General features: G+C 72.5%; 18 protein-coding genes. 13 read left to right on the forward strand and 5 right to left on the reverse strand.

The window, feature by feature from the left end; genetic code table 11:
* Genes C4V41_RS03635 through C4V41_RS03665 form a run of 7 tightly spaced genes read left to right on the forward strand, consistent with a single transcriptional unit; the run spans nt 1 to nt 6,135 of the window.
* Complete coding sequence (locus tag C4V41_RS03635; protein WP_103954255.1) at nt 1–969, forward strand: ABC transporter permease; 969 nt, start codon at nt 1–3, stop codon at nt 967–969.
* A complete protein-coding gene (locus tag C4V41_RS03640) occupies nt 966–1,781 on the forward strand; it encodes an ABC transporter permease (RefSeq protein ID WP_103954256.1) in 816 nt (271 codons plus the stop codon). The genes C4V41_RS03635 and C4V41_RS03640 overlap by 4 nt, the downstream gene beginning before the upstream one ends.
* Nucleotides 1,778–2,749: an ABC transporter ATP-binding protein gene (locus tag C4V41_RS03645; RefSeq protein WP_103954257.1), complete on the forward strand. Its 972-nt coding sequence runs from the start codon at nt 1,778–1,780 to the stop codon at nt 2,747–2,749. Before C4V41_RS03640 ends, C4V41_RS03645 begins: the two co-directional genes overlap by 4 nt.
* Nucleotides 2,746–3,483, forward strand: coding sequence for an ABC transporter ATP-binding protein (locus C4V41_RS03650; RefSeq protein WP_235029887.1), 738 nt, complete (start codon nt 2,746–2,748; stop codon nt 3,481–3,483). The genes C4V41_RS03645 and C4V41_RS03650 overlap by 4 nt, the downstream gene beginning before the upstream one ends.
* On the forward strand, nt 3,480–4,466 hold the full coding sequence (locus C4V41_RS03655) for a P1 family peptidase (protein WP_103954258.1): 987 nt from the start codon (nt 3,480–3,482) through the stop codon (nt 4,464–4,466). The genes C4V41_RS03650 and C4V41_RS03655 overlap by 4 nt, the downstream gene beginning before the upstream one ends.
* Before the next feature lie 2 nt (nt 4,467–4,468).
* Nucleotides 4,469–5,074, forward strand: a complete 606-nt coding sequence (locus C4V41_RS03660; protein WP_103954259.1) for an FMN-binding negative transcriptional regulator — start codon at nt 4,469–4,471, stop codon at nt 5,072–5,074.
* Nucleotides 5,071–6,135, forward strand: coding sequence for a C45 family autoproteolytic acyltransferase/hydolase (locus C4V41_RS03665; protein ID WP_103954260.1), 1,065 nt, complete (start codon nt 5,071–5,073; stop codon nt 6,133–6,135). The genes C4V41_RS03660 and C4V41_RS03665 overlap by 4 nt, the downstream gene beginning before the upstream one ends.
* A 3-nt stretch (nt 6,136–6,138) precedes the next feature.
* Here C4V41_RS03665 and C4V41_RS03670 read toward each other — a convergent pair whose 3' ends face one another.
* On the reverse strand, nt 6,139–7,302 hold the full coding sequence (locus C4V41_RS03670) for an acyl-CoA dehydrogenase family protein (RefSeq protein ID WP_103954261.1): 1,164 nt from the start codon (nt 7,300–7,302) through the stop codon (nt 6,139–6,141).
* Between the two features lie 68 nt (nt 7,303–7,370).
* Here C4V41_RS03670 and C4V41_RS03675 point away from each other — a divergent pair, with 68 nt between their 5' ends.
* Genes C4V41_RS03675 through C4V41_RS03695 form a run of 4 tightly spaced genes read left to right on the forward strand, consistent with a single transcriptional unit; the run spans nt 7,371 to nt 11,347 of the window.
* On the forward strand, nt 7,371–8,804 hold the full coding sequence (locus tag C4V41_RS03675) for an aldehyde dehydrogenase family protein (protein WP_200823716.1): 1,434 nt from the start codon (nt 7,371–7,373) through the stop codon (nt 8,802–8,804).
* Nucleotides 8,801–10,102 carry a CaiB/BaiF CoA transferase family protein gene (locus C4V41_RS63945; RefSeq protein WP_235029888.1) on the forward strand — a complete coding sequence of 434 codons (1,302 nt, stop codon included), beginning with the start codon at nt 8,801–8,803 and terminating at the stop codon, nt 10,100–10,102. Before C4V41_RS03675 ends, C4V41_RS63945 begins: the two co-directional genes overlap by 4 nt.
* Nucleotides 10,099–10,761: a GntR family transcriptional regulator gene (locus tag C4V41_RS03690; protein ID WP_103954263.1), complete on the forward strand. Its 663-nt coding sequence runs from the start codon at nt 10,099–10,101 to the stop codon at nt 10,759–10,761. The genes C4V41_RS63945 and C4V41_RS03690 overlap by 4 nt, the downstream gene beginning before the upstream one ends.
* On the forward strand, nt 10,754–11,347 hold the full coding sequence (locus C4V41_RS03695) for a TetR/AcrR family transcriptional regulator (protein ID WP_103954264.1): 594 nt from the start codon (nt 10,754–10,756) through the stop codon (nt 11,345–11,347). Before C4V41_RS03690 ends, C4V41_RS03695 begins: the two co-directional genes overlap by 8 nt.
* A 29-nt stretch (nt 11,348–11,376) precedes the next feature.
* Here the strand turns inward: C4V41_RS03695 and C4V41_RS03700 are convergent, their stop codons facing one another.
* Nucleotides 11,377–11,952 carry a hypothetical protein gene (locus C4V41_RS03700; RefSeq protein WP_103954265.1) on the reverse strand — a complete coding sequence of 192 codons (576 nt, stop codon included), beginning with the start codon at nt 11,950–11,952 and terminating at the stop codon, nt 11,377–11,379.
* Nucleotides 11,953–11,991: 39 nt separating this feature from the next.
* On the reverse strand, nt 11,992–13,308 hold the full coding sequence (locus C4V41_RS03705; RefSeq protein WP_103954266.1) for a hypothetical protein: 1,317 nt from the start codon (nt 13,306–13,308) through the stop codon (nt 11,992–11,994).
* A gap of 141 nt (nt 13,309–13,449) precedes the next feature.
* Between C4V41_RS03705 and C4V41_RS03710 the strand changes: the two genes are divergently transcribed.
* Complete coding sequence (locus C4V41_RS03710; RefSeq protein ID WP_103954267.1) at nt 13,450–14,172, forward strand: thioesterase II family protein; 723 nt, start codon at nt 13,450–13,452, stop codon at nt 14,170–14,172.
* Between the two features lie 35 nt (nt 14,173–14,207).
* Here C4V41_RS03710 and C4V41_RS03715 read toward each other — a convergent pair whose 3' ends face one another.
* Together C4V41_RS03715 and C4V41_RS03720 are read right to left on the reverse strand one after the other, a co-directional pair.
* Nucleotides 14,208–16,667 (reverse strand): FtsX-like permease family protein, encoded by a 2,460-nt coding sequence (locus C4V41_RS03715; RefSeq protein ID WP_103954268.1) that lies wholly within the window; start codon nt 16,665–16,667, stop codon nt 14,208–14,210.
* Entirely contained in the window at nt 16,667–17,398 is a 732-nt protein-coding gene (locus C4V41_RS03720) for an ABC transporter ATP-binding protein (RefSeq protein ID WP_200823776.1), read from the reverse strand. The genes C4V41_RS03715 and C4V41_RS03720 overlap by 1 nt, the downstream gene beginning before the upstream one ends.
* A 272-nt stretch (nt 17,399–17,670) precedes the next feature.
* Here C4V41_RS03720 and C4V41_RS03725 point away from each other — a divergent pair, with 272 nt between their 5' ends.
* On the forward strand, nt 17,671–19,680 hold the full coding sequence (locus tag C4V41_RS03725) for an endo-1,3-alpha-glucanase family glycosylhydrolase (protein ID WP_103954269.1): 2,010 nt from the start codon (nt 17,671–17,673) through the stop codon (nt 19,678–19,680).
* The last annotated feature ends 2 nt before the right edge of the window (nt 19,681–19,682 follow it).

Here is a 19,682-nt window from a genome sequence, read left to right on the forward strand (position 1 = left end):
ATGCGGCTGGTGATGTGGTGGTCCGGCCGGGCGCTCAGCTCGGCCGCCACGCTCCTGGGCGTCTCCGTGCTGATCTTCGCCGCCGTGCGCCTGATGCCCGGCGGCTTCGCGGAGACCGTGCTCGGGCCGTTCGCCACCGCCGAGCAGAAGGCGGAGCTGGCCGCCCGCTACGGCCTGGACCAGGCGGTGTTCCTGCAGTACGGGCACTGGCTGTCGGCCTTGGCGGGCGGCGACTTCGGCGTCTCCATGATCAGCCGCCAGCCGGTCGGCGCGGAGCTGCTGGCCCGCCTGCCGGTGACCGCCGAGCTGACCGTGCTGGCCGTGCTCGCGAGCATCCTGGCCGGCGTGCCGCTCGGCGTGCTCACCGCCGTGCGGGCCCGCCCGGGCGGCGGCGGCGCGGCCGGCCGGCTGCTCAGCGGCCTGGGGGTCAGCGTGCCCGAGTTCGTGCTGGGCAGCCTGGTGGTGTTCGTGTTCTCCCGGTACGCGCTCGGCCTGGAGGTCGGCACCTGGGTGCCGCTCACCCAGGACCCGGCCGCGAACCTGGCCACGATGATCCTGCCCGCGGCCGTCCTGTCGGTGTTCTCCATCTCGGTCACCGCCAGGACCACGCGGGACGCCGTCATGGGCGTGCTGGTGGAGCCGTACGTCACGGCGGCCGTCGGGCGCGGCGAGTCGCCGTGGTTCATCGTCAGGCACCACATCCTGCGCAACGCCGCCACCCCGGTGGTCACGCTCATCGGCACCACCACCGCGTACCTGCTGGGCGGCGCCCTGATCGTCGAGCACGTGTTCAACCTGCCGGGGATCGGCTCCTACATCGTGCAGGCCGTCGGCCGCCGCGACTACGCGGTCGTGCAGGCCGGGGTGCTGCTCGCGGCCGGGGTGTTCATCGTCATGAACGTCCTGATCGACCTGCTCGTGGGGGCGATCGACCCCCGGTTCGGCGTTACGGCGGGGAGGCGCTCGTGAAACTGGACAAGCTGTCCATCGGCGGGCTCGCCGTCCTGGCGGTGCTCGTGCTGTTCGCGCTCGGCGGGCTGGCCGGCCTCGGGGGAGACCCCGGCGCCATCGTCGGCCCGCGCCTGCAGCCGCCGGGGCCCGGCTGGTGGCTGGGCACCGACAACCTGGGCCGCTCGGTGCTGCCGCGCGTCATGGAGGGCGTGGGCACGACGCTGCTCCTGTCGTCGATCGCCGTGCTGCTCACGGCCGCGTTGAGCGCCACGTTCGGCATCGTCGCCGGGTACCGTGGCGGTTACCTCAACGAACTGGTGATGCGCCTGGTGGAAGTGCTCTACTCCTTCCCCGCCATCGTGCTGGCCATCCTGGTGGCCGCCGTGCTCGGCCCGGGCCAACTGGCTGCGCTGGCCAGCATCGTGCTGGTGACGATCCCGCTGATGACCCGGCTGGTGCGGGCCGCCGCCGTGGCCGTGTCCCAGCGCGACTACGTCACCTCGGCCGTCATCAGCGGGGCCCGGCTGTCGCGCGTGCTCGGCCGGCACGTCCTGCCGAACGTGGCCGGCACGATCGCCGTGCAGGGTACGTACGCGCTGTCGGTCGGGATCGCGGTCGAGGGCGGGCTGAGCTTCCTCGGCTTCGGCGTGCAACCGCCGCAGGCCTCGCTCGGCGTGCTCATCCAGCAGGGCGGCACGTACATGATCGCCGCGCCCTGGCTGATCCTCGGCCCCGGCGTCGTGCTCGTGGCGGCGATCCTGGCGATCAACGTGGTGGGCGACGGGCTGCGCGACCGGCTCGAGCCCAGGGAGACGAGGTCACTGACGTGAGCCTGCTCAGCGTACGGAACCTGGTGATCGACTACGCCAAGACCCGGGCCCTCGACGGCGCCGACCTGGAGGTGGCGCAGGGGGAGACGGTCGGGCTGGTCGGCGAGAGCGGCTCGGGCAAGTCCACGCTCGGCTCCGCCGTCGGCCGGCTGCTGTCGCGCGCCGCCCAGCGGACGGACGGGGAGGTCGTGGTGGCCGGGGAGCCGGTGTTCGACCTGCCGCCCGACCGGCTGCGCCACCTGCGCAAACGGCATCTCGGGTTCGTCTTCCAGGACCCGATCGCCTCGCTCGACCCGACCATGCGCGTGGGCGCCCAGCTCCGGCTGGTGCTCGGGCGCGGCGGTGACGTGGGCTTCCACCTGGCGCGGGTCAGGCTCGACGACCCCCGGGTGACGCGCGCGTACCCGCACCAGTTGTCCGGCGGCATGGCGCAGCGGGTGGCCATCGCGATGGCCATGGCCACCTCGCCGGAGCTGCTCGTCGCCGACGAGCCGACCGCCGCCCTGGACAGTCAGGTACGCGAGGAGGTGTCGAACATGGTCTTCTCGCTGGCCGCCGACGCGGGCACGAGCATCCTGTGGCTCAGCCACGACCTGCCCGCCGTGGCCCGGCGGTGTGACCGGGTGGCGGTCATGTACGGCGGCCGGGTGGTCGAGAGCGGTCCCGCCCGCGAGGTGCTGGGCCGGCCCGCGCACCCGTACACGGCGGCGCTGGCCGGCGCGTCACCGGCCGCCGCGGCCCACGGCGCGCGCCTGGAGCCGGTGCCCGGCCGTCCGCCCGTGCTCACCGGGCCGGCCCCCGGCTGTGCCTTCGCGCCGCGGTGCCCGTTCGCGGTCGAGCGCTGCGAACACGAACGCCCGGAACCCGTCAAGGTCCGCGACCAGCACGTCCTGTGCCATCGCGCGGAAGAGCTGGCCGAACGCGGCGTACACGGCGAGCCCGTCGTTCACCCGGAGGTGACCGCGTGATTCTGGAGATCGACGACGTCACCGTCACCTTCGCGGCCGGTCCGCCGCTGCGGCGGATCCATCTGGACGCCATGCGGCGCGTCTCCCTGTCGGTGGCCGAGGGCGAGACGCTCGGCCTGGTCGGCGAGTCCGGCTCCGGCAAGACCACCACCAGCCGCGTCGCGCTCGGCCTGCAACGGCCCACGTCCGGCGCGGTCAGGTTCGACGGCCGTCCCTTCCCGAAGCGGCGCCGCGAGCTGGCCGGCCGCATGCAGGCCGTGCTCCAGCACCCGCACTGGTCGCTCAACCCGCGCATGCGCGTCGGCCAGAGCGTCGCCGAGCCGCTGGCCGTCCTGGGCCGCCCGGCCGGCGCCGCGGTGACCGAGATGCTGGAGCACGTCGGCCTGGAGGCGGCGTTCGCCGACCGCTATCCGCACGAGCTGTCCGGCGGCCAGCGCCAGCGCGTGTCCATCGCCCGCGCCCTGGTGACCAGGCCGGCGTTCATCGTGTTCGACGAGGCCGTCAGCGCGCTGGACGTCTCCGTACAGGTGCAGATCCTCAACCTGATCAAGGACCTGCAGGCCGAGTACGGCTTCAGCGCCCTGTTCATCTCCCACGACCTCGGCGCGGTGCGCTACGTGGCCGACCGGATCGCGGTGATGCGCCGCGGCGAGATCGTCGAGACCGCCGAGACGGCCACGTTCTACAGCGCCCCCGCCCACGAATACTCGAAGCAACTACTGGAGGCATTGTGACCACCGAGCCACGGCTCGCGAAGCCGTCCGCGTTCGCCCCGGGCGTCCCGCGCAACGCGGACCTGCCGCTGACCCCGCAGCCCAGCCCCGGGCGCGGTTCCGTGGCCTTCGACCTGCCCGGCGTGCACGTCGGCACGGCCGAGTACGGCGAGGGCCCCACCGGTTGCACCGTGATCCACCTCCCGGCGGGCGCCCGCACGGCCGTGGACGCGCGCGGCGGCGCGGTCGGCATGAGCGGCGGCTACGACTACAACCACGCCATCTGCCTGGCCGGCGGCTCGGTGTACGGGCTGTCGGCCGCCGCGGGCGTGAGCGACGAGCTGCTGTCCCGCCGCAAGAACCAGACCAAGTGGGATGAGTTGCAGCTCGTGTCGGGGGCGGTGATCTACGACTTCTCCACCCGGGACACCGCCGTCTACCCCGACGGCGAGCTGGGCCGGGCCGCGCTGCGCTGGGCCAAGGAGGGCGAGTTCCCGGTGGGCCGGTGCGGCGCGGGCCGGACGGCGAGCGCGGGCAAGGTGGACTTCGGCCGGGCCGAGTTCGCCGGGCAGGGCGCCGCGTTCGGCACGTTCGGCGAGGCCAAGGTGCTGGTCGCGACCGTGGTCAACTCCGTGGGCGCGGTGATCGACAGGGACGGCCGGGTCGTGCGCGGCAACTACCACGCCGGCCTGGGCGCCCGCCGGCACCCGAGCGCCGACTACGCCGACCTGGTCGGCACCGAGGCCGCCTCGGTCATGGGCAACACCACGCTGACCGTGATGATCACCAACGTGAAGCTGACCGACGTCGAGCTGCTCCAGGTCGGCCGCCAGGTGCACAGCTCCATGCACCGCGGCATCCAGCCGTTCCACACGCTGACCGACGGCGACACGATGTTCGCCATGACGACCGACGAGGTCGAGCTGAACGGCATCAAGCCGACCGGCCTCGGCACGCTCGCCTCCGAGATCGCCTGGGACGCGATCCTGAGCGCGGTGGAGTAGGGATGCACACCTTCCCCCGTTACGCCGCCGCGAGCCCGCGGCAGGTCGCCGACCTGGTGCGGGAGAACCCGTTCGCGCTGGTGGTCACCGCGGCGGACGGCGTGCCGGTCGCCACCCACGTGCCCGTCATCGTCGAGGAGCGCCCGGGCGACGGCTTCGAAGGGGCGACGCTGCTCGGTCACATGGCCCGGGTCAACCCGCACTGGCGCACGTGGGAGCAGGGCGCCCAGGTGCTCGTGATCTTCTCCGGGCCGCACGGCTACGTGTCGCCCACCGTCTACCGCACCGATCCCGCCGTCCCGACGTGGGACTACGCGGCCGTGCACCTGACCGGCCGGGTGGAGCTGATCGACGACGCGCTCGACGTCGTGGAGCGCACCGTCCACGCGGCGGAGTCGCTGCGGGAACCGGCCTGGGAGCCGACCCCCGCGTCCAGGGAGAAGTTCGCGGAGCTGCTGCCCGGGGTAGTTGCCTTTCGCGTCCGCGTACACGCGGAGCAGAGCATGTTCAAGCTGAGCCAGGACATCGACGCGGAGCGGTACGCGCGGGTCCGCGACGACTTCGCCGCCGACAATCCTCGGCTCGCCGATCTGATGGGCCGTTCATGACATTTCCCACGTTCACGTCCACTCAGAGCGGGCCGCACGCCCGCGGCAAGGAGCTCGGCACCGACCGACGCAGGCAGATCACCGGCAACCTGGCCGGCTACACCGACCTGTTCACCGTCGCCGGCGCCACCGGCGCGCAGGTCCGCTCCTGGGGTGAGCAGGCGCTCGACCGGACCGCGATCTGGGCGCCATGGCTGGCCGAGGAGATCATCGGGATCGCGGCCGGCGCCGGGCTGGAGCCGTGGCAGCTCGCCGTGGTCAACGCTCGCACCGAGATCCTGGCCGCCATCGACGCCGTCGGCCACGGGGAGTGCTCGACCTCGGTCGTGCTCCCGGCGGCCGGGCCCGCGCGCACGGTCCAGACCTGGGACTGGCACGACCACCTGCGCGACGCGCCCATGTTGTGGGAGTTCGAGCCGCGCCCCGGGCACGTCGTGCGCACGTTCACCGAGGCCGGGGTGCTGGCCAAGATCGGGGTCAACTCGGCGGGCCTCGGCGTGCACTTCAACATCCTGCGCCACGACACCGACACCGCCGACCTGGGCGTGCCCGTGCACCTGATCGCCCGCCGGATCCTGGACGAGGCGACCACCGTCGCCGAGGCCGCGGACATCGCCCGCTCGGCCACGGTCTCCGCCTCCACCGTCATCACGGCGGTGACCGCCTCCGACGCGGCCTCCATCGAGATCTCCCCGGCCGGGGTGTCGGCCGTCCCGCCCGACGCCGACGGCGTGCTGATGCACTGCAACCACTTCCTGGACCAGGAGCTGGCGGCGGGGGAGCGGCACGCGACCGAGCGGCCCGGCACCTACGACCGGCTGCGGCACCTGCGCGACCACGTCGAGGGCCTGAGCGCCGAGGACCTGAACGGCCGGGCGCTCGCGATGCTCGGCCACGCGCCCGACGACGCCCCCGTCTGTGCCCACCCCGACCTCACCCAGCCGCTCAACCAGCGGTGGGAGACGCTGGCCACGATCGGGCTCGACGTGAGCGCCGGGCGGATGCGGGTGCACCAGGGCGGGCCGTGCCAGGTCACCGAGGCGACCTGGCAGACGTTCTGAGTGTCACTTGAACGCGGCGATCCCGGTCAGCGCCTTTCCGATGACCAGCGCGTGGATCTCCGACGTGCCTTCGTAGGTGAGCACGGACTCCAGGTTCACGGAGTGCCTGATCACCGGGTATTCCAGGGTGATGCCGCTCGCTCCGAGGAGCGTGCGGCACTTCCTGGCGATCTCCAGGGCCTCGCGCACGTTGTTCAGCTTGCCGGTGCTCACCTGCTCGGGGGTGAGCGTGCCGGCCTCCTTCAGCCGGCCCAGGTGCAGGGCCAGCAGCAGGCCCTTGCCCAGCTCCAGCGCCATGTCGGCGAGCTTCTCCTGGGTGAGCTGGTACGCCGCCAGCGGCTTGGCGAACACCTCGCGCTCGCCCGCGTACGCGATGGCCGTCTCCAGGCAGTCGAGCGCCGCCCCCATCGCCCCGAACACGATCCCGAACCGCGCCTCGTTCAGGCAGCCCAGCGGGCCCGACAGCCCCCTGGCGCCGGGCAGCATGGCGCCGGCGGGCAGGCGTACCCCGTCGAGCACCAGCTCGCTCGTCACGCTCGCGCGCAGCGAGATCTTGTGCTTGAGGTCGTTGACCGTGAAGCCCGGGGCGCCCGCCGGGACCAGGAAGCCCCTGACGCCCTCGTCCGTACGCGCCCAGACCACCGCCACGTCCGACACTGAGCCGTTGGTGATCCACATCTTGGTGCCGTTCAGCACCCAGTCGCCGCCCGCGCGCTTGGCCGTGGTGCGCATGCCGCCCGGGTCGGAGCCGAAGTCGGGCTCGGTGAGGCCGAAGCAGCCGATGCGCTCGCCGGCCGCCATCGCGGGCAGCCACTCCCGCTTCTGCTCCTCGCTGCCGTACTTCCAGATGGCGTACATGGCGAGCGAGCCCTGCACGGACACCAGGCTGCGCAGGCCGGAGTCGGCGGCCTCCAGCTCCAGGCAGGCGAGTCCGTACGAGACCGCGCCCATGCCGGCGCAGCCGTACCCGTCGAGGTGCATGCCGAGGACGCCGAGCTCACCGAGTTTGCGGGCCAGCTCGCGCGCGGGCAGCTCCCCGGACTCGAACCAGCCGGCCACGTGCGGGCGGATCTCCCGGTCGCACACCAGCCTGACCGTGTTCCTGATCTCGCGCTCCTCCTCGGTGAGGAGGGTGTCGATGGCGAACAGTTCGGTGGGGGCGATCATCGCGCGAGCCTCCGTATTTTGGATCCAATATTGAAAATCCAATATTGCATAGTTAGGGTGCGTTGACCATGGACGTTCTGAATCTCATCGCCGGCCGCTGGGTCGAAGGGGACGGCGCGGAGTTCGCCGACACCAACCCGGCCCGGCCTTCGGAAGTGGTGGCCCGGGGACGGTTCGCCTCCCCGACGGAGGTGGAGCGCGCGATCGTGGCCGCCCGCGAGGCCGCGCCCGGCTGGGCCGCTACCCCGCACCACGCCCGCGCCGCCGTGCTCGTCGCCGCCGCCGACCTCGTGGACGCCGCCGCCGACGACTGGGGCGCCGAACTGGCCCGCGAGGAGGGCAAGACGCTGCCCGAGGCGGTCGCCGAGGTACGCGGCGCGGCCCGCATCCTGCGCTACTACGCCAGTGAGGCCGACCGGGAGAACGGCGAGGTCTTCGCCTCACCGCGCCCCGGCGAGACCGTGCTCGTCGTCCGCAAGCCGATCGGCGTGGCCGGGCTGATCACGCCGTTCAACTTCCCGATCGCGATCCCGGCCTGGAAGATCGGGCCCGCGCTGACGTACGGCAACACGGTCGTGTGGAAGCCGTCCTCGCTGGTGCCGCTGCTGGCCTACCGGCTGGCGCAGGCGCTGACCTCGGCCGGGCTGCCCGACGGGGTGCTCAACGTCGTCTACGGCGAGGGTGACGCGGGCTCGGCGATCGTGGACCACCCGGGCGTGGACGCGGTGTCGTTCACCGGCTCCACGGCGGTCGGCCGGGCCGTCATCGCCCGCTGCGGCGAGCTGGGCAAGCCCGTACAGACCGAGATGGGCGGCAAGAACGCCTCCGTCGTGCTCGCCGACGCCGACCTCGACCACGCCGCCGAGCAGGTGTGCGTCGGCGCGTTCCGGTCGACCGGGCAGAAGTGCACGGCCACCTCACGGCTCATCGTGGCCGAGCAGGTGGCCGACGAACTGCTGCACCGGGTGGCCGAACGGGCCGCGCGGCTGGTGGTCGGCGACCCGCTCGACGCGGGCGTCGAGATGGGCCCCCTGGTCAGCTCGGCCGCCCGCGACCGGGTGTCGGCCGGGGTGTCGCACGCCGTGGGGGAGGGGGCGAAGCCGCTGGCCGGCGGCGCCTCGCTGGACCGCGACGGCTGGTTCGTGCCGCCGACCGTGCTGGATCTGCCGGGGACCGGGGTGGACTTCTGGCGTACGGAGCTGTTCGGGCCCGTCGTGGGGGCCGTGCGGGCGTCGTCCCCGGAGGAGGCCCTCGACCTGGCCAACCTCAGCGACCACGGGCTGTCGGCGGCCATCTTCACGCGTGACCTCGGGGTGGCGCTGCGGGCCACCGAGCGGCTGGAGGTGGGGGTGCTGCACGTCAACTCGGAGTCGGCGGGGACATTTCCGTACGTGCCGTTCGGCGGGGCCAAGCAGAGCGGGTTCGGGCCCAAGGAGCAGGGGCGGGCCGCCCGCGAGTTCTACACCCGGACGGTCACCGTCTACCTGGGGTCGCCCGCATGAGCGGAGCGCTGTCCGGGCTGCTGGTCGCCGACTTCAGCCGGGTGCTGGCCGGGCCGTACGCCACCATGCTGCTGGCGGACCTGGGGGCCGACGTGGTCAAGGTGGAGCGGCCCGGCTCGGGGGACGACACCCGCGCCTGGGGTCCGCCGTACGCCGGGGGTGAGGCGACGTACTATCTCGGCGTCAACCGCAACAAGCGCTCGATCGCCCTCGACCTCAAGGCCGACGTGGAGGTCGCGCGGGCGCTGGCCGCGCGGGCGGACGTGCTCGTGGAGAACTTCAAACCCGGCACCATGGAACGGCTCGGGCTCGGCTACGAAGAGCTGCGCGCGCTCAATCCGGGGCTGGTGTACTGCTCGATCACCGGCTTCGGGTCGGGGGACGGGGCCGGGCTACCGGGGTACGACCTGATTGCGCAGGCTGTCGGCGGGCTCATGAGCGTCACGGGCGAGGTGGACGGGCCGGGGACGAAGGCGGGGGTGGCGCTGGTGGACGTGATCACCGGCCTGCACGCGGCCCTGGGCATCCTCGCGGCCCTCCACCACCGCGACCAAACCGGCCACGGCGGCCACATCGGCGACGCCCACTCCTCGGGCGGCGTCGGTTCCCCGGGCGATGCCCGATTGCCGGACGGCATTGGCTCCTCAAGCGATGCCCGCCTCTCGGAGGACGCCCACTCCGCGCGGGACGCTCGCTTCTCGGACGGTGGCCGGTCCTTGGGTGGTGGCCGGGCGGCCGGGGTTGGTCAGCGTGTTGAGGTGTCGCTGCTCTCGTCGCTGTTGTCGGCGCTCACCAACCACGCCTCCGCCTACGCCGCCGCCGGGGTCGTCCCGCAGGCCATGGGTAACCGGCATCCCAGCATCGTCCCCTACGAGGTGTTCCAGGCCGCCGACCGCCCGATCGTGATCGCGGCCGGTAACGACCGCCAGTTCCAGGCGCTGTGCGCGGCCCTGGACCGGCCCGACCTGGCCGGGGACGTCCGGTACGCCACCAACGCCGGCCGGGTGGCCGCCCGAGAACCGCTCGTCACCGATCTGAACGCCGCGCTCGCCACCCGTACCGCCGACGAGTGGTTCGAGCGGCTCACGGCGGCCGGCGTGCCGTGCGGTCCGATCAACGATCTGGCCGCCGCCTTCGCCCTGGCCGAGCGGCTCGGTCTCGAACCCGCCATCGAGCTCGACGGCGTCGGCCAGGTCACCAACCCGCTGCGCCTCAGCGCCACCCCGCCCGCCTACCGCCGGCCCCCACCGGCGCTCGGGCAGGACGAGGCGTGGGTTCGTGAGATATTGGGGCGGTGAGTCCGGACGAGGCACGACGCAGGCCGCCCACGGCCCAGCAGTTCGTGCTGGCCGAGCTGCGCCGGGCCATCACCACCGGCCGGCTGCGCCCCGGCGCCCCCATCCGGCAGGACGCGCTGGCCGAGGAGCTGCAGGTCAGCCGCGTCCCCCTGCGCGAGGCGCTGAAGACGCTGCAGGGAGAGGGGCTGGTCACCTACGAGGCGCACCGGGGCTACTTCGTCGAGACGCTCTCCCTCGACGACCTGCGCGAGGTCTACCGGATCAGGGAGCTGCTGGAGGAGGAGGCCGTGCGCCGGGCCGTCGCCCGGCTCACCGACCTCGACCTCGCCCGGCTGGTGGCCGCCCAGGACGAGGTCGAGCGGGCCGCCGGGGCGGGTGACGTGCCGGCCATGACCGCCGCCAACCGCACCTTCCACATGACGCTGTTCGAGTGCGCCGGGATGCCGCGCCTGGTCCGGCTGATCAGGACACTCTGGGACACGACCGACGCCTACCGTTCGGTCTACTACGGCGACGCCGGCAACCGGGAGCGCGTGGTCAAGGAACACCGCGCCACCCTCGACGCCCTGCGCCGCCGCGCCGCCGACGAGGCCGTGGCCACGCTCAACGTCCACCGCGACCACGCGGTCGCCGAGCTGGAGCCGCTCCTGGATGCCTAAGACCGTCGACCATCAGGCGCGGCGGCGGCAGATCGCCGACGCCGTGCACCGGATCATCGACGCCAAGGGCATGGACAGCGTCAGCCTGCGGGAGGTCGCCGCCGAGGCGGGCATGTCGATGGGCGCGGTGCAGTACTACTTCGCCACCAAGGACGAGATGCTCCGGGTGGCGCTGGAGCACATCAACACGCGGATCGGGCTGCGGGTGGCCGCCGCCGGCCAGGGGTCCTCGCCGCTGGCCCTGCTGCGGGTGGCGATCCTGGAGCTGCTGCCGCTCGACGAGACCCGCCGCTTCGAGGCGCGCATCGGGCTGGCGTTCCTGGCCAGATCGGTGGTGGCCGACGACCTGGCCGAGCTGTTCAGGGGCGGGCTTCCCCTCGTGCTGGAGTTCTACGTCGCCCAGGTCAGGGCGGCGCAGGCGGCCGGGGAGATCGCGGCCGGCCTCGACGCGGACAAGGAGGCGAACATCCTGTTCATGTTCGCGCAGGGGCTGGTGCAGCCGACGCTGGTCGGCCACTATCCGCCGGAGGCGGTGGTGGCCGCGATCGACTACCACCTGGCCAGACTCGCACCGCGCCCGGCGTAGCTTCAGGCCCTCGTTCGATCTTGAGCCCTTCAACGCAGCCGCAGCCCTGACATGCGTTCGGCCTTGTGATCGAGCAGGTCGAGCTCGACCCCCTTGCGGCCGGGCCGCCACGCCAGTGCCTGGAGCCCGTGTTCGGGGACCTGGATCTCCCGCGCCCCGATCCTGACCGCGCCCACCTCCGCCGACAGCCGCAGAATGCCGTACATGACCCACTTCGACGGCCACGGCAGCCACCGTACGGGGCTGGTGTCGTAGCGGGCGGTGCCCACGTCCTGCGTGTGCCCGTTCAGTACGGCGGCGTCGGAGCGCGGGGCCAGCACGTCCTCGTCGTCGGGGGCGGCCGCGGCGCTGCTCCCGGTACGCAGGCTCCACCGGCCGCCCCGCTGCGACAGTAACCAGACGTCCAGCCAGAACAGCCCCACCCCGTCGAGCCTGGCGAACGCGGCGGCGGCCAGCCGGTCGCCCACGTACAGGGAGAGCGGGGTGAACCGGTGCCGTCCCCCGAGCGTCTCCGGCAGTTGTTTCGGCAGCCCGTGCCCGATGAGCCGGCGGCTCTCGGTGGCAGGGGTGTAACCGAGGTATTCAGCGCGATCCAGGGGTCTCATCGTCGGTACCTCGCCTTCCCGGAGGAGACCGGCTCGCGGTCAGTTGGCGCAGGCGTCGCGGCAGCCGCCGAACCTGGCGGCGTCGGGCCTGGTGAAGGACGTCTCGGTCGTTCCGTCCAGCGCCGCTTTCATGGAGTCCTTCCAGATCTGGCCGGGGATGGACGTGCCGCGCACCTCCGCGTGGTGCTCACCCCCGATGGTGACGTCCACCAGCGGGTGTTTGTAGCCGCCGTCCGGATGTACGAGGCTGACGGCCGAGGCCAGGGCGGGGGTGTAACCGGCGTACGTGGCGGACGAGTAGGTGTCCGTCGTGCCGTCCATGCCGGCGGCGTCCCGGCCGAGGCCCTTGAGCGGGCTCTTGGCCAGCGCGCCCGTCAGCACCCCGGTCACGGCGTCGGCGACCGGCGCCTCCAGCACCTGCTCACAGCGCGGCGGGAACGTACGCACGAATCCTCCGTCGCCGCGGATCTCCGTGACCACCCGCGGCGCGCAGCGCAGGCCGCGGGCGGCGAGGGTGGCGTAGCTGCCGGCCAGCGTGACCGGGTCCACCTCGTTGGTACCGAGCGCGAACGTCTCGAACTCCATCAGCGGCCTGCCGTCGGCCCGGCCCAGCCCGAGCCGCTTGGCCATCTGTACGCTCTCGCAGAGGCCGACCCGCTCGGTCAGCTTGAGGAAGAACGTGTTCTCCCCGGCCTGCGTGCCCGACTCCAGGGTGGTGAAGGCGTCGTGCTCGCGCCTGTCGTTGACCACCGTGTGGGAGGGATCGGCGACGTTCTCACCCTTGCAGTTCCTGAACGCCGAATAGGCGGGCGCCCGGTAGCTCCGGGTGTAGGGGAACCCGTCGGCGGAGCGCAGGCCGCGCTCGAAGGCGGCGGCCAGCGGGTACACCATCGCGGTGCCGCCCTGCTGGACGCTCAGGGCGTCGCCGCGGTTGGTGGCCAGCGCCCTGACCTCGCCGCTGCCCGGCGCGACCATGGCCTGGGCCGCGACCTGTGCGTCGTCGTGGTGGACGTGGCGGTCGACGGCCTCCTGCGCGGCCCGTTGCGCGCGCGGGTCGATCGCCGTCTTGATCGTCAGGCCTTTCCGCGTCACGAGGGAGTCGTCACCGCTCGCCAGCAGCTCGGCGCGCACCCGCTCGCACAGGTACTCATACCGGTCGGCCTTGCAGTCGCCGGTGAACTCCCCGAGGGCCGTGCCCTGGGCGTCGGTCAGCACGCTGGCGCGGAGGGGCGGCGTGGTCAGGCGCACTCTGGCGGGCTCGGCCTCGCCACCGCCTCTGTCCTGGAGCAGCAGGAACGTCCCGGTGGCCAGCACTCCCGCCACCACCACGGCCGCGACGACCCGTAAGGAGGTCACCAGCGGATCTTACGGCGGCGCGCGGCCCGCCGCGATCCCGTCCAGGACGAGCTTCGGCTTACGGCCGAGACCGGTCCCAAGCGCATGGGAGGGCTCGCCTACCGTATATGTAGGCATTTGCCCGCTCGCCGAGGAGATCGTGTGTCCTGGTTCCACTGCATGGCCCCCCGCCCCGAGGCCGCCATCCGGTTGTTCTGCTTCGCGCACGCCGGAGGTGCCGCCTCCGCCTACCGGTTGTGGCATCGGGCGGTGCCGCCGGAGGTGGAGGTGCAGGCCGTACAGTATCCGGGGCGTGCGGATCGCCTGCGTGAGCCGCTGGTCGACGACGCGCACCGGCTGGCCGACCTGATCGCGGAGGCCATGCGGCCGTTGCTCGACCGCCCGGCCGTGCTGTTCGGGCACAGCATGGGCTCGCTGCTCGCCTATGAGACCGCACTCCGGATCCGGCCCGCCCACCTGGTCGTGTCCGGCCGCCAGGCCGCGCACGTGGCGCGGCCCGGCACGGTGCACACCGGTACGGACGACGATCTCGCCGCCGAACTGCTGCGCCTGGGCGGCACCGGGACCGAGCTGCTGGACGACCCGGAGATGCGGGCGTACGTGCTGCCCACCGTACGAGGCGACTACCGCCTGGCCGAGACCTACCGCAGCCGTCCGGCCGAGCCGCTCGACTGCCCCATCACCGCGATCATCGGCGACCGCGACCCCACCGTGAACCCCACCAACGCCCGCCGCTGGGCCGAGCTCACCCGCGGCGACTTCAACCTGCACGTCCTGCCCGGCGACCACTTCTACCTGGCCGGCCGGCACACCGAGGTCATCGACCTGATCCTGTCCGCCGTCGGCCGACCTGTGACGAGCTGACCTACGACCAGCCGGCCAGGCGGTGGGCGAGGAGGTCAGTCGAGGGAGAGGCCCGCGGCCGGGGTCACCCGGGCGGCTCGGCGGGCCGGGAGGACGGCGGCGAGGAGGCCGGCCAGGGCGGCGGTGAGGACGACGACGCCGAGCGATGACCAGGGGATGAGCATGACGGCCCGGCTGAGGGCCCGCTTCACGATCGTCTCGTAGGCGACCCAGGCGAAGCCGACGCCGATCGTGGTGCCGAGCACGGTGGCCACCACCGACATGAGCACCGCCTCGGCGGCCAGCATCCGCCGCAGTTGCCCGCGGGTGAGCCCGAGCGCGCGCAGCAGCGCGTGTTCGCGGGCGCGTTCGAGGACGGAGAGCCCCAGGGTGTTCGCGATCCCGATCAGGGCGATCGCCACGGAGATGCCGAGCAGGCCGAGCACCGACCAGGTGAGGATGTCCCGCTCCCGGTTCGCCACCGCCTGGGCCTGCAGTTGGTCTTCGAGCTCCGCGCCGGCCGCGTCCGCCAGCGCGTCCAGATCGTCGACGAGCTTGAGCGGGTCGGCGCTCGCGGCGGCGCGGACCCAGATGGTGTGCGGTTCGGGGGCGTCGGTGAGCTGGGCCAGGGTCTCGGGCGCGACCACGCCGGCCTGGCCCCAGCCGGAGAGGGCGATGACCCGCAACCGGACCTGGCGATCGCCGACCCGCACCGTGACCTGGTCACCGGGCCGGACGTTCCGGTCCACGAAGGCGCCCAGGTCGATCCGGATCGTCCCGGGCTGCTCCACCCGGGCGAACGACCCGCCGTCGCGGGCCACCTGCCCCGCGTCCGGCGCGGTGAGGACCGGCAGCGGTTCGTCGAATCCGGTGATCTGGGCCACGGCGCCGTTCACGGCGATGGCCCGCTCCACGCCGGGAGTGCGACGTACCCGGTCGAGGAGGTCGCCGGCGATCGGCTCGCCGAGCGAGGTGAGCGCGGCGTCGATGGGGTGATGCCGCTCGTTCACCTCGTCCATCGCCGCACGCCACGTGGCCAGTCCGGTGATCACGGCGGTCGTCAGGGTGACCCCGACCAGCAGGGCGGCGGTGGTGGCCGCGGTCCGGCGCGGGTTGCGTACGGCGTTCTCGGTAGCGAGCCGCCCGGCCGGGCCGAGCAGCGCCCCGGTGACCCGGACCAGGCGGGGTACGAGCACCGGCCCGACCAGCAGGATGCCGGTGAACACCGACGCTCCGCCGGCCACCATGAACAGCGGACTGTCCCGGATCATCGCCACCCCGAGCAGGGCCGGCCCGGCCACCAGCAGCAGCGCGGCGAGCGCCAGCCGCGCCCGGCCGGTGGCGGTGCGCACGACCGCGGCCGGCGGGCGCAGCGCCGCCAGCGGGCTCACCGCGACCACATGCCGGGCCGGCAGCCAGGACGCGGCCATGGTGACGAGCAGGCCGACACCGAACCCGCCCAGCAGCCAGGGCACGGGCGGTGCGGGGGCGGCCATCGGGGTGGTGGGCGCGAGGGCGTTGATCACGGGGAGCAGGCCGTAGCCGAGCCCGGCGCCGGCCAGGGTCCCGGTCAGCGACGCGAGCACGCCGACGGCGGCGGCCTCCCGGCGTACCGAACCCAGGACCTGCCGCCGGGTCGCGCCGACGCAGCGCAGCAGGGCGAAGTCGCGCAGGCGTTGCGCGAACAGGATGGAGAACGTGTTCGCGACGACCAGGACCGAGACCACGAGCGCGACGCCGGCGAACAGCAGCAGCATCAACGCGATCGTGTCCGTGTCGTTGTTGAGCCCGGCCAGGCCGTTCCTGACGTACTCGTCCGCCGGCCACACCCGCATGCCTTCCGGGAGCGGGCCCACCTCCCCGCGCACCGCCACACTGCCGACGTGCCACTTGGGCTGGTCGCGCCATCGCAGGTACTGCGGCCACGTGACGTACATGGAGGCCTGGGTCCAGGTGGTGGGGGACACCACGAGGCCGACCACCGCCAGGTCGGTCGCGGCGGCGCCCTCGCCGACCCGGATCCGGTCGCCGACCGCGACCTCGTGGGCCTGCGCGTCCCAGACGTGCATCACCGCCTCGCCGGTGCCCGCCGGGAAGCGGCCCGAGACGAGCTTCTGCCAGCGCAGGCCGGCCGCGGCGGCGATCGGCCCCACGGTCGTCCTTCCCCGGAGCTCGCCCGAGCCGAGCGGGGCGCCGCCCTCCCGGAGCGCCGGCAGGTCGACCCGGCCCAGCCCGGACGCGTTGTCGCCGAGGCGGTCGATGAGCGCGATCGCGTCCGACGTGTCCAGCGTGTCGGGGCAGCACGACGGGCCTCGCGAGGGTCCGTCCTCGGGGGCATCGACGACAAAGTCGGCACCGCGGTACGGCGCCCCGGCGTTCTCCATGAATCCGGCGCGCGCCCCGGACGTGAGCACGCCGATCACGATGACGAAGGCGACCGAGGCGGTCACCGCGATCGCCGCGGCGACGTACCTGCGGGTGTGGGTGCGCAGTGAGGCGAGGAAGACGGTACGCATCAGGCGATCCGCCCGTCCTGCATGGTGACCACGTCGTCGGCGTAGGCCGCCGCGTCCCGGTCGTGGGTGACCATCACGATGGTCTGGCCGAGCTCGCGCGCCGACCGGCGCAGGTGGTCCAGCACCTCCGCCGACGTGGTGCTGTCCAGGTTTCCGGTGGGCTCGTCGGCGAACAGCAGGTCCGGCTGGGTGATCAGGGCCCGGGCGATCGCGACCCGCTGCTGCTGGCCGCCGGACAGCTCCGCGGGCCGGTGGCCGAGCCTGTCGGCTACGCCGAGGGTGTCGGCGAGCGCGTGCGCGCGCTGCCGTGCCGCGTGGTCGATCCGGCGACCGCCCAGTTCGAGCGGGAGCACGATGTTCTGGAGCGCGGTGAGCATCGGCAGCAGGTTGAACGACTGGAACACGAAGCCGATGTGCTCGCGGCGGAAGATCGTGAGCGCGTCGTCGTCGAGTGACCCGAGGTCGGTGCCGGCCACGGTGACGGTGCCGCCGCTGGCCTGGTCGAGCCCGGCCAGGCAGTGCATCAGCGTGGACTTGCCCGATCCGCTCGGTCCCATGATCGCGGTGAACCTCCCTCGGGGGAGGTCGAGGTCGATGCCGCGCAGGGCCTGCACCTGGGCGTCGCCTTGGCCGTAGGTCTTCGTCAGGTCCCGCGCGCCGGCGGCCAGGGTTGCCTGAGCGGCCTGGTGGGTGGTGGCCGGCCGAGGCGGGAGGGCGAGTGGTTCGTTCATCATGACCACGATGGGGGCCGAATGTTCGCGCGTTGTCCGCCGAATGTCACCGTTTGTCGACGACGGCGATGGGTGACCGGTCATTCTGTTCGGTGAGGCGCGGCCGGCCGGCCGGGAGCGAGCGGCTGAGAGGTCAGGCGGGGCGTGATCACGTCATGACCTGGTGTAATAAACCGGATCTTGACTCAGTTCATTTCGCAAAGTCATTCCTCAAGTGCCCCTCACCGCAGTAGCTTGTCGTGATCTTTCGTAATGGACCTCATAGGAGGGCAATGTTCCCCCATCACCGCCGGGTGGGAGTCATCACGCTGCTCGCGCTGGCCGTGTCCGTGGGCACGACGAGCGCGGCGACGCCCTTATCCGCGGCCGCCACGGCCGCACACTTATCCACGGCACCCGCCTCCCTGGGCGGGGTGCCCACCAAGCTGTCCGTCCCGGCCTCTGACGACGTCTTCGTCAGCCAGGCCGAACGCGCCAAGAGTTTCAGCACCGCCACGTGGATGTCCGTCTGCGGTGCCACCTGCGGAGGTTCGCCCACCGGGCAGCGGGTCGCGCTCGCCGGGTTCAAGGTCTCCGGCATCCCGGCCAACGCCGGGGACGTCAAGGCCATCCTCGAACTGACCCCCAGCAGAACGACCGCCACCACGCTCTCCGCCCGCAAGGTGACCGGGGTCTGGACCGAGGCCGCGACCACGTGGAACACCCGTCCGGCGACCGGACCGCTGGTCGCCTCGCACCGGGGATTCACCGCCGGTGAGCCGGTCAGGCTCGACGTCTCGTCCGCCATCGACGGCGACGGTACGTACTCGTTCGCGCTCACCCAGCCGGACGCCACGACCACGGTTCTGTACTCCTCGCGAGAGACCGGCGACCGCGGCCCCAAGCTGACGATCACGTACACCACCGGCACCACGCCCTGCGCCGCGCTGCCCTTCGACAAGCCCTCGGCCGCCGCGCTGCGTGCCTCCGCCAAGAAGGCGTTCGCGTTCTACTTCCCGCCCTTCCCGGTCTCGATCGACAACAAGGATCCCGCGAAGGACCAGTACGCCTCCTGGCTCGACCCCGCCGGCTCCAGCGGCCTCTACCAGGACCGGGGCGGCTACCTGCGAGACCGCCCGCTGACCCGGCCCGTGCGGCCGGAGGCCGAGTGGCGGCGGCCCGACTTCGAGTACGAGGTTCGCCAGGCCATCGCGCAGGGGCTCGACGGGTTCATCTACGAGCACCACACCTCCAGTGACCAGCGCTGGAACCAGCTCCCCAAGCTGCTCGCCGCCGCTCAGGCCGTGGACCCGGCGTTCAAGATCATTCTCAGCCCGGACTTCCCTGCCACGGCCGGGGCCTCCGACGAGAAGATGATCTCCGACATCCTGCTGGCCAAGGGGCATCCGTCGCTGTTCACGCTGCCTGACGGGAGCGTGCTGCTCGCGCCGTACACGATCGAGCGCCAGCCGCCGTCCTGGTGGAAGAAGGCCCAGGTCAAGCTGGCCGCGCAGGGCATGCGTACGTCCCTCATGACGATCTTCGGCTACTGGAACGGCACGGGCAAGACCAACTGGGACGAGTACGTCTACGGCCACTCCTCCTGGGGCGCCAACCGCCCCGAGGTGACCGGCGCCTTCAAGCGCGCCGCCAAGGCCGCCCACGGCCGTGGCCTGAAGTACATGGCGCCGGTCGGGTTCGAGGACACCAGGGCCAAGGAACTGCGCTTCTGGGAGGCGCGGAACAGCAGCACGCTGCGCGGCTCGTGGAAGGCCGCGATCGACGGCAAGGCCGACATGGTGCAGCTCGTGACCTGGAACGACTATGGCCAGAGCCAGCAGGCGCCGTCCAAGGTGCGCGGGAACGCGCTCGCCGACGTCAACGCCTACTACACGACCTGGTTCAAGACGGGCCGGGCGCCGGAGATCGTGCGCGACGCGCTCTACTACTTTCACCGCGGCCACAAGGCGAACGCCCCGTACGACACCGGCAAGCAGACGGCCGGCAAGTTCACGATCGTGGCGGGGCCTGGGGCGGTTGACGAGGTGGAGTTGCTGGCGTTCGTCAAGGGGCCGGGCAAGCTGGTGATCAAGCAGGGCTCGGTGGTGAAGACCAAGCGGGTGGCCCGCGCTGGGATGGTGTCCTTCAAGGTGCCTCTGGTGCCGGGGACCACGCCGGTCTTCGAGCTGCAGCGGGGTGGCGCCGTCGTGCAGACGGTGCGGAGCGGGACGCCGATCAGGGCGAGTGTCACCTACCAGGACATGATCTACCACGCGGGCGGCGGAACGGCCTGCGCCAGCTAGAG

It is taken from the genome of Nonomuraea solani, assembly GCF_900108335.1.
In the GTDB taxonomy this organism is placed as follows: Bacteria; Actinomycetota; Actinomycetes; order Streptosporangiales; family Streptosporangiaceae; genus Nonomuraea; species Nonomuraea solani.